The following is a 9,145-nucleotide window of genomic DNA, read 5'->3' on the forward strand; positions in this document are numbered from 1 at the left end:
CAGAGGGTCATTACGGCGCTGACATAAACGCCGAACGCGGTATCATTGGCCGTTTTCAGTCCCCCTCGGGGGACTTCATTTTGCAAGCGGTCGATACAGGTTAAGGCATGAGTGACAAGACATCGGGTCTGCCCGGCGGGCGCAAATCCCGCGGGTTGGTGCTGGCTGCCCTCGGGGTGGCGGGCGTGGCGTTCGTTTTGCTGCGTCCGGACACGCCGAAGCCGGACGAGCCGGCCAAGCCGGCCGCCGCCCGCCCGGCGCTGACCGTCGCCCTGACCGCGCCGCAAACGCTCGACTGGCCGCAACTGCTGCCGGCCAACGGCAACGTCGTCGCCTGGCAGGAAGCGGTGATCGGCCCGGAAATCGCCAACTACCGGATTACCGAGGTGCGCGTGCAGGTCGGCGACGTGGTGAAAAAAGGCCAGGTGCTGGCGCGCATCGCCAATGACACCGTGGCCAGCGAACTGGCCGAGGCCAGGGCGTCGGTCGCTGAACTGGAGGCCAGCGCCGGCGAGGCCAAGGCCAATGCCGAACGGGCGAAGGAACTGCGCGAGAAGGGTTTCTACAGCTCGCAACTGAATATCCAGTACCAGACCGCCCAGCACACGGCGCAGGCGCGGCTGGCCGCCGCCCAGGCCCGCCTGCAGGCGGCACAACTCAAAATGGACAAGACCGGCGTGCTGGCGCCGGACGACGGCGTGATTTCGGCGCGCAGCGCCACGGTGGGTTCGCTGACCCAGCCCGGGCAGGAGTTGTTCCGGCTGATCCGCGGCGGCCGCCTGGAATGGCGGGCGGAAGTGTCGTCGGCCGATCTGGCCACCGTCCGCCCCGGTTCCGTCGCCGTATTGACCGCGCCGGGCGGCGAAACGGTGAAGGGCACCGTGCGCGCCGTGGCGCCGAGCATCGACCCGCAGACGCGCAACGGCCTGGTCTATGTCGATCTGCCGGCCTCGCCGGCGGTGCGCGCCGGCATGTTCGCCCGCGGCGAGTTCGAACTCGGCCGGGCGCCGGCCCTGACGCTTCCGCAGTCGGCCATCGTGCTGCGCGAAGGCTTCGCCACCCTGTTCCGCCTCGACGGCGAGGACCGCGTGGCGCAAACCAAGGTCACGCTGGGCCGCCGCAGCGGCGACCGGGTCGAGGTCGTTTCCGGCCTGCAGGCCGGCATGCGCGTCGTCGAGTCGGGGGCCGGCTTCCTGGCCGACGGCGATGCCGTCAAGGTCGCGGCGGACGCCAGGCCATGAACGTTTCGTCCTGGTCGATCCGCAATCCGACGCCGGCCATCCTGTTCTTCCTGCTGCTCACCCTGGCCGGGGTCATGGGCTTCCGCGCCATGAAGATCCAGCAGTTCATGGATATCGAACTGCCCACCGTGACGGTCACCGCCAGCCTGCCCGGCGCGGCGCCGGCGCAGATGGAAACCGAGGTGGCGCGCAAGATCGAGAATTCGGTGGCGACGCTGCAGGGCATCAAGCACATCTACACCAAGGTGCAGGACGGCACGGCCATCGTGACCGTCGAGTTCCGCCTGGAAAAGCCGACGCAGGAGGCGCTGGACGACGTGCGCGACGCCGTATCGCGCATCCGCGCCGACCTGCCGGGCGACCTCAAGGATCCGGTGGTCAGCAAGGTCAACCTGTCCGGGGCGCCGATCCTGACCTATACCGTCGCGTCAAAGCGCATGGACGACGAGGCGCTGTCGTGGTTCGTCGATAACACGGTGAGCAAGGCGCTGCTGTCGGCGCGCGGCGTCGGCGCCGTGTCGCGGGTCGGCGGCGTGACCCGCGAGGTGCGCATCGAACTCGATCCGGCCCGCATGCTGGCGCTCAACGCCACGGCGGCCGACATCTCGCGGCAGTTGAAGCGCATCCAGCAGGAGGCTTCCGGCGGCAAGTCGGACATCGGCGGCGTCGAGCAGTCGGTGCGTACCCTGGCCACCGTGCAGAGCGCCGACGAACTGGGCGGCATGGACATCGTGCTCTCCGACGGCCGGCACATCCGCCTCGACCAGGTGGCCAAGGTCAGCGACACCGTCGGCGAACGGCGCACGGCGGCGCTGCTCAACGGCAAGCCGGTGGTCGGCTTCGAGGTGACGCGCAGCAAGGGGGCCGGCGAGGTCGATGTCGCCACCAACGTGCTGGCGGCGCTGGACAGGCTGAAGGCCGAGCATCCGGACATCGAGATCACCGAAGCCTTCAATTTCGTCGATCCGGTGATCGAGAACTACGAAGGCTCGATGAAGCTGCTCATCGAGGGCGCGCTGCTCGCCGTGCTGGTCGTCTGGCTCTTCCTGCGCGACGGCCGGGCGACCTTCGTGTCGGCGGCGGCGCTGCCGCTGTCGGCGATCCCGACCTTCTTCGTGATGTGGCAGATGGGTTTCACGCTCAACGTCGTGACCCTGCTCTCGATGTCGCTGGTGGTCGGCATCCTGGTCGACGACGCCATCGTTGAGATCGAGAACATCATGCGCCACCTGCGCATGGGCAAGACGCCCTACCAGGCGGCCATGGAGGCGGCCGACGAGATCGGCCTGGCGGTCATCGCCACCACTTTCACGCTGATCGCCGTGTTCCTGCCCACCGCCTTCATGAGCGGCGTCGCCGGCAAGTTCTTCGTGCAGTTCGGCTGGACGGCGGCCATCGCCGTCTTTTTCTCGCTGGTCGTCGCCCGCATGCTGACGCCGATGATGGCCGCCTACATCCTCAAGCCGGTCGCCGATGAGCACCGGCCGCCGCGCTGGCTGACTTTCTACGAAGGCTGGGCGGTCTGGTGCCTGAAGCATCGTCTGCTGACGATGCTCGCCGCCGCGGTCTTCTTCTTCGGCTCCTTCATGCTGGTGCCGTTGCTGCCCAAGGGCTTCCTGCCGCCGGACGACCTGTCGCAGACGCAGATCTACCTGACCCTGCCGCCCGGCGTCACCTTCAAGGAAAGCTTTGCCGCCGCCGAGCAGGCGCGCGCCATCGCCCAGGCCAATCCGCACGTCAAGCTGGTGTATACCGCCGTCGGCGGCGGCAAGGCGGGCAGCGACCCGTTCGCGCCGCAGGGCGCCGCCGAGGTGCGCAAGGCGACGCTGACGCTGAACCTGACCCCGCGCCAGGAGCGGCCGGGAACGACCAAGCAGGATATCGAGGGGCAGCTGCGCGATGCGCTGACGGCGATCCCGGGCGCCCAGATCAAGGTCGGCCTCGGCTCCGCCAACGAGAAGTACATCCTTGTGCTGGCCAGCGAAAACGGTCCCTTGCTGTCCGAGCATGCCCGCCTTGTCGAGCGGGAGTTGCGCGGCATCCCGGGCATCGGCAACGTGACGACGACGGCCAGCCTGGTGCGTCCCGAGCTGGTGATCCGTCCCGACTTCGCGCGCATGGCCGATCTCGGCGTCACCTCGCAGGCCATCGCCGACACGCTGCGCATCGCCACCGCCGGCGACTACGACCAGGGTCTGTCCAAGCTCAACCTGGCGCAGCGCCAGGTGCCCATCGTCGTCAAGCTGCCGCCCGAGGCGCGTACCGACCTGGCCCTGCTCGAACGCCTGACCGTGCCCGGCGCGCGCGGGCCGGTGACGCTGGCCAACGTGGCGACTATCGGCATCGCCGGCGGCCCGGCCGAGATCGACCGCTACGACCGCCTGCGCAACATCAATTTCGAGATCGAGCTGAACGGCATGCCGCTCGGCGAGGTCGAGGCGACCGCGCTGGCCCTGCCGAGCATCGCCAACCTGCCGCCGGGCATCATCCAGACCACGGTCGGCGACGCCGAGGCGATGGGCGAGCTGTTCGCCAGCTTCGGCCTGGCCATGGCCACCGGCGTGCTGTGCATCTACATCGTGCTGGTCCTGCTGTTCAAGGATTTCGTGCAGCCGGTGACCATCCTGGCGGCGCTGGTGCTGTCGGTGCCCGGCGCCTTCCTGGCGCTGTTCGTGGCGCAGAAGGCGCTGTCGATGCCGTCGATGATCGGCCTGATCATGCTGATGGGCATCGCCACCAAGAACTCCATCCTGCTCATCGACTACGTCGTGCTGGCCCGCCGCGAACACGGGCTGGACCGCTGGAACGCCCTGCTCGACGCCTGCCGCAAGCGGGCGCGGCCGATCGTGATGACCACCGTGGCGATGGGCGCCGGCATGATGCCGATCGCCATCGGCATCGGCGTCGATCCGAGTTTCCGGGCGCCGATGGCGATCGTCGTGATCGGCGGCCTGATCACCTCGACCTTCCTCAGCCTGCTCGTCATCCCGGTGGTGTTCACCTATGTCGATGACCTGATCCTGCGCGTTCGCGGCCTGCTGCCGGGGAAGGGCAAGGCTTAGGCCGGCGGGGCGCAGACCAGGCGGTCGCGTCCCTGGCGCTTGGCGTCGTAAAGCGCCAGGTCGGCGATGCGCAGCAGCGCATCGCCTTCCTCGCCGTGTTCCGGGTAGGTGGCCAGCCCCAGCGAGATGGTGATCGGCGGCAGCGTCGTGTTGCCCTGCTTGACCCGCGTGCCGCGGATGCGTTGCATCAGTCGTTCGACCCAGATCGTCGCCTCGGCCTGGTTGGTTTCCGGCAGGACGATGGCGAATTCCTCGCCGCCGTAGCGGGCGACCAGGTCGCCGCGGCGGGCGTTTTCGCGCAGGTTGCGGGCGAGGACGCGCAACACTTCGTCCCCCGCCTCGTGGCCATACTGGTCGTTGAAGATCTTGAAATGGTCGACGTCGAGCATGAGGACGGCCAGCGACCGCTTGGCGCGGATCGTCCTGGCCATTTCCCGGGGCAGGGTGTCTTCCAGGTAGCGGCGATTGTGCAGGCTGGTCAGGGCATCCTGGATCGATTGCTGGCGCAGGCTTTCGCGCAGGCGAAGGTTGGAGAAGGCGACGCCGATCTGGGCCGCCATGCTGGCCGCCAACTCCATGCGCAAATGGCTTTCGGGGGTTTGCCCGGGGGGCAGCTCATCGGTCCTGAGCGCGGGGAAATGCAGCGACAGCAGGCCGAACATCTCCCCGTGGGCGGCCAGCGGCAGGCACAGGTAGGCGGCGTCGGCAGCCTGGTGGTGGTGCGCGCAGATCAGCGACTTGGCATCGCTCATCACCAGGTAGGGCTTGGCGCGACGCAGTCCCCAGCATTCGTCGAAATTGATCTGGAAGGCGGGCTCCGGCGCGTCGCTCGGCAGGTTCCACGAGGCCAGCGCCCGCAGGCCGGAGCGGCTGTTGTCGGTCAGGTAGAGGCTGCCTTCGGCGTGGGGAAACAGGGTCTGCACGAAATGGGCGACGACTTTCTGGGCATCGTCGAGGGCGACGCAGGATTGCAACAGCTCGCCCATTTCGTTGAGGAGCATCGCCTCCTGGTTGCGTTTCTGCACATTGTCGAGGGCCTCGGCCAGCGCCATCGTGCGTTCGCTGACCGTGGCTTCCAGCGCCATGCCGTGACGCGCCAGTTCGTCGCGGGTCTGCTCGAGTTCGGCGTTGTGGGCGAGAAAACGCCGGGTCATCCGGTCGAAGCCATGCAGCAGCGACTCGATCTCATTGCCGTCCATCGACGGGTTGTCCTCGCCGAACATCGACTTGAGCAGTTCCGCGCTGCGCAGGCGCACCGTCTTGAGCGGCTTCAGCAGGCTCCAGGCCAGCCAGGCCAGGCCCGAGGCGACGCAGAACATGACGGCCAGCAACAGCAGGAGCGCCTGCTGGGTGTGGATGGACTGCTCGCGCAATGCCTTGATCCGTTCCTTGGCCACTGCCTTTTGCAGGGCGATCTGCCGCTCGAAATGGCCGACGGCGTCGGCGCCAAAGGGGGTCGTGGTGCGGGCGCGCCAGTCGGCCGCTTCCTCGGTCTTGCCGGCGCCGTAGAGTTCAAACCAGCGGGGGCGGGCCTCGATGTAGCGTTTGTAGCTCTTTTGCAGCGCATCCAGGGCTTGCCGTTCTTCGTCGCTGCGGCCTCCCGCCGCATAGGCCGCGAGATTGTCGTCGATGATGCTGTACCACCGGGGCTCCTCGGCGACGATGCGTTCACGCTCCTGCTTGCCCAGGACCATGAATTGCGGGAAGCCGTAACGCAGGCGCCACAGGGCATCCATCGCGTCGGCCAGCTGCACGGCGCCGAGCAGTTCGTTTTGGTAGACGTCCTCGACCGCCGCATCGTAGTTCTTGTTGACTTCGATGACGGCAACGCCGACCCCGATGATGAGCGCCAGGTTGGCGATGAATCCGAAGATCAGTTGCTTGGCAAAACCGATTTTCATGTTTCCTCCCTGCGCAAAGCACCCCTGGCCACTGGCGTGGAGGATTGATGATTACACAATATTTGGCATAATTGTGATTTATTTTCCGCTGGCCTGCCGCGCCGGTATCCGTGGTCCCGTCCGGCACGCCCGAGGCGACGGAATATCCTGCCCGGCGCATCGTGGAACAGCCGAAGAGGCTGGGCAGTTGGGCGTCCTTTGGTCATAATCGGCGTGACATGCTGTCTCTGGCGCCGGGCGTTCTTCGACCGGGCGGCGGCAGGCGGCCCGCAGGCATTCACGGATAAATATCGCATCATGGCTGGTTCCTTTTTCCCTCAGGGCGGCAGACAGTCTCGCCGCCTGGCCCTCTGGCTGGCTGTCCTGGTGAGTCTGGCCATGATCTGGGGGGGCGCGCTGCACGAACTCGAGCGGCGCCAGGGCAGCGACCTGCACGAGGTCGAGCGCGTCACCGAGTTCCAGGCGCAGGCCTCGGCCGAGAACGCGGCATCGCTGATCAAGCGCCTGAACGCGGCCCTGGTCGACTTGCGCATGCACTGGACGGAAGGGCCGGTGCAGTTCAACGCGCAGGTCGTTCGTCGCCAGAAATACATGGAGGACACGAGCTTCCAGATCGCCGTGATCGATGCCCAGGGCTGGCTGGTCTATTCCAACCTGGGCCTGCCGAAGGAGCGCCTGTTCCTCGGCGAGCGCGAGCATTTCCGGGCTCATGCGGACGGCGGCGACCGGCTGTTCATCAGCAAACCGGTCGCCGGCAAGCGCTCCGGCAAGTGGTCGGTCCAGATCACGCGGCCCTTGCTGTCCGACAAGGGCTTCGTGGGGGTGATGGTGATTTCGCTCAGCCCCGATGCCCTGACCGCCTTCCGGGACCGGCTGGGGGCGAACGCGACGGTGTCCGTCGTGGCCGACAGCGGCGACATCATGGCCAGTTACCCGGACGGCGAGCGGGCCATGGGGCTGAAAGTGCAGGGCGTGCCCTACCTGGCGGCGGGAGCGCCCACGTCGGGCAGCTTTGCGCGGCTCGATCCGCTCGATGGCGTCGAGCGCATCTACGGCTTCCAGCGTTTGCCGGAATACGGCCTGAGCTTCGTCGTCGGCCATCCGAAGGAGGAGGCGCTGGCCAGCTACCGGGATTACCGGACCCGCGTCGTGCTCGTCGCGTTGCTGCTCTCCGCGCTGATCTTCGCGCTGCTCCTCACGCTGTACCGGACCTTCGCCCACCATCTGGCCATGGAGAGCCGCCTGCAGGAAAGCCAGGCCATGCTGAAGTCCTCGATCGAGACCATCGGCGAGGCCTTCGTGATCTACGACCAGGAGGACCGGCTGGCCTATTGCAACGAGCGCTACCGCGAGTATTACCGGGCATCGGCCGATCTGCTGGTGCCGGGGCGGCGCTTCGAGGACATCATCCGGACCGGGGCGGAACGGGGCCAGTACGCGCAGGCCAAGGGGCGGATCGATGCCTGGGTGGCCGAACGGATGGCGGCGCACCGCAGCGGCCGGAGCGACCTCATCCAGCGGCTCGATGACGGCCGCTGGCTGAGAATCCGCGAGCGCAAGACGCCGGAAGGCTTTATCGTCGGCTTCCGCATCGACATCACCGAGCTTTACGAAGCCAAGGAGGCGGCCGAGGCGGCCAACCGCGCCAAGAGCGACTTCCTCGCCGTCATGTCGCATGAAATCCGCACCCCGATGAATGCCGTGCTCGGCATGGCCCAGCTGCTGCTGCTGCCCAGGCTGACGGAGGAAGAGCGCCAGGACTTCGCGCGCACCATCCTGAATTCAGGCCAGACCCTGCTGACCCTGCTCAACGACGTGCTCGACCTGTCGAAAATCGAGGCCGGCAAGCTGGACATCAGCAGCGCGCCCTTCGATCCGGCGCAAATCCTCCATGAAGCCGCCACGCTGTTTGCCGGCAGCGCACAGGAAAAGGGAATCGACCTGCAACTGGCCTGGCTGGGCCGGCCGGGCGCGCGTTACCAGGCCGATCCGATCCGTATCCGGCAGATGCTGACCAATCTGGTCAGCAACGCGGTCAAGTTCACCGACAGCGGTTTCGTGCGCATCGAAGCCAGCGAGGTCGCCGATGCGCAGGCAGAGTTGCTGATGGAGTTTTCGGTCAGCGACAGCGGCATCGGGATTGCGGCAGACAAGCAGGCGCTGCTCTTCCAGCCGTTTTCGCAAGCCGACAGCTCGACGACCCGGGAGTATGGCGGAACCGGCCTTGGTCTTTCCATCGTGCGCCGGCTGGCCGAATTGATGGGCGGCGAGGCCGGCGTCGCCAGCACGCCGGGCAAGGGCTCGCGCTTCTGGTTCCGGATTCGCGTCGAGGCGCTCGACCGCCATACCGACAGCCGGCAGTCGGCACGCCAGGCGCCGGGCGACGTGGTGGCGATGTCCGGCCGGGTGCTGGTCGTCGACGACAACCCGATCAATTGCAAGGTCACCCAGGCCATGCTCTCCAGGCTCGGTCTGGACATCGACCTGGCGGCCAACGGCAGCGAGGCCGTGGCCATGGCGACGACCATGCCGCGCCCCGACCTGGTCCTCATGGACGTGCAGATGCCGGTGATGGACGGCCTGGAGGCGACACGCCGCATCCGTGACTGGGAAGCGGCCCAGGGCTGCTTGCGCTTGCCGGTCATCGCCCTCAGCGCCGGCGCCTTTGCCGAGGATGCCGAGCGCACCCGGGCGGCCGGCATGGACGACTTCCTGTCCAAGCCGGTCAGACAGGATGCCTTGCTGGCCGTCGTGCTCGCCTATCTGGTGCAGAAGGGCGCGGCAGGCGGAGAACGCGATGGTTTGGAATGCGAATTCTCAACCGGGTTGAGCACCCAAAATCATGATGCCTGACCACGGCGTCGCGTCGACTTGACCGGCTTGAGTCGACCCAGAGCAGCCGTAGAGCTTTTGGGAAAGCTGTCATTCAACGCCAAGCTCA

At 67.0% G+C, this 9,145-nt stretch carries 4 protein-coding genes; 3 read left to right on the top strand and 1 reads right to left on the bottom strand.

Annotated features, from left to right (window positions below; translation table 11 throughout):
• Positions 1-107: 107 nt before the first annotated feature.
• Positions 108-1,241, top strand: a complete 1,134-nt coding sequence (locus Q0P59_RS18330; protein WP_295009079.1) for an efflux RND transporter periplasmic adaptor subunit — start codon at positions 108-110, stop codon at positions 1,239-1,241.
• Positions 1,238-4,303, top strand: coding sequence for an efflux RND transporter permease subunit (locus tag Q0P59_RS18335; RefSeq protein WP_295009081.1), 3,066 nt, complete (start codon positions 1,238-1,240; stop codon positions 4,301-4,303). The genes Q0P59_RS18330 and Q0P59_RS18335 overlap by 4 nt, the downstream gene beginning before the upstream one ends.
• Here the strand turns inward: Q0P59_RS18335 and Q0P59_RS18340 are convergent.
• On the bottom strand, positions 4,300-6,204 hold the full coding sequence (locus Q0P59_RS18340; protein ID WP_295009084.1) for a diguanylate cyclase: 1,905 nt from the start codon (positions 6,202-6,204) through the stop codon (positions 4,300-4,302). The genes Q0P59_RS18335 and Q0P59_RS18340 overlap by 4 nt on opposite strands.
• A 297-nt stretch (positions 6,205-6,501) precedes the next feature.
• On the opposite strand from Q0P59_RS18340, the gene Q0P59_RS18345 reads away from it, so the two are divergent.
• Entirely contained in the window at positions 6,502-9,057 is a 2,556-nt protein-coding gene (locus tag Q0P59_RS18345) for an ATP-binding protein (RefSeq protein ID WP_295009086.1), read from the top strand.
• The last annotated feature ends 88 nt before the right edge of the window (positions 9,058-9,145 follow it).

This window comes from uncultured Dechloromonas sp. (assembly GCF_945957265.1).
Lineage (GTDB): Bacteria > Pseudomonadota > Gammaproteobacteria > Burkholderiales > Rhodocyclaceae > Azonexus.

Bases quoted from the DNA above. Each gene is read 5' to 3' on its own strand.
- Q0P59_RS18330 (WP_295009079.1), top strand. From the start codon at position 108: ATGAGTGACAAGACATCGGGTCTGCCCGGCGGGCGCAAATCCCGCGGG.
- Q0P59_RS18335 (WP_295009081.1), top strand. From the start codon at position 1,238: ATGAACGTTTCGTCCTGGTCGATCCGCAATCCGACGCCGGCCATCCTG.
- Q0P59_RS18340 (WP_295009084.1), bottom strand. From the start codon at position 6,204: ATGAAAATCGGTTTTGCCAAGCAACTGATCTTCGGATTCATCGCCAAC.
- Q0P59_RS18345 (WP_295009086.1), top strand. From the start codon at position 6,502: ATGGCTGGTTCCTTTTTCCCTCAGGGCGGCAGACAGTCTCGCCGCCTG.